Below are 1,016 nucleotides of genomic sequence, written 5' to 3'. Positions count from 1 at the left end.
TAGGTTCTGTTTCCTGGATCTCCTGACGTGATCATGCTGTCTGGTTCAGGCTGGTCAGCATGGTGGGGCGGGGAGATCTGACGAACGCGGAGTGGGAGCGGCTGGAGCCGTTCCTGCCCCGCGGTGGGGCGCGTGGCGGCCGGTGGAGCGAGCACCGGAAGGTCATCAACGGGGTGCTGTTCAGGGTGCGGACTGGTGTGCCGTGGCGGGATCTCCCGGAACGGTTCGGGCCTTGGCTGACGGTCTATAAGCGGCATCGTCGCTGGTCGGCCGATGGCACCTGGCAGTTGTTGCTGACGCGGGTGCAAGCTGCCGAGAACGCCGCAGGCGGGATCGACTGGGAGGTGTCGGTGGACTCCACCACGGCGCGAGCCCACCAGCACGCGGCTGGCGCTCGGAAAGCGGCCCCGCCCCCGGTTGCTTCGCAAAAGGGGGCCCACTACAGGGCAAACCAGGGCGATCCAGTACTGCGGAGGCTGTCTGCCCGCCTGGCGGAGGTGGTCAGGCAGGCGAGTGTTTAGGGCGTTCGCGAGGCGGTTTCACCACGAAGATTCACCTGTCCGCCGACGGCCGATGCCGTCCGCTCTCGCTGGTCCTCACGGCCGGACAGTGCGGGGACAGCCCGCAGTTCGAGGCGGTGCTGGAGAGGATATCGGTGCCCTGCATCGGTCCGGGCAGACCCCGTACCCGGCCCGACAGCGTCAGCGCCGACAAGGCATACAGCTCTCGGAGCAACCGCCGCTACCTGCGGAAACGCAAGATCCGGCACACCATTCCCGAGCCGAAGGACCAGCGCGCCAACCGCCGCAGACGCGGCTCGGCCGGCGGACGGCCCACCGGGTTCGACAAGGACAGCTACAAGAAACGCAACGTTGTCGAGCGGGCGATCAACCGCCTCAAAAACTTCCGGGCAGTCGCCACCCGCTACGACAAACGCGCCTATGTCTACCTCGGAACAGTCACTCTCGCAGCCCTCACGATCTGGCTCCGCACCTGATCCAGGAAACAGAACCTAG

At 66.5% G+C, this 1,016-nt stretch carries 1 pseudogene; it reads left to right on the top strand.

The annotated features are described in order from the left end of the window. Window positions 1-59: 59 nt before the first annotated feature. Window positions 60-997: pseudogene (locus tag OTB20_RS42265) on the top strand (IS5 family transposase). Window positions 998-1,016: the final 19 nt, after the last annotated feature.

The organism is Streptomyces sp. H27-H1 (assembly GCF_026627445.1).
Classification (GTDB): domain Bacteria; phylum Actinomycetota; class Actinomycetes; order Streptomycetales; family Streptomycetaceae; genus Streptomyces.
This window is presented reverse-complemented; position numbering and strand designations above follow the sequence as displayed.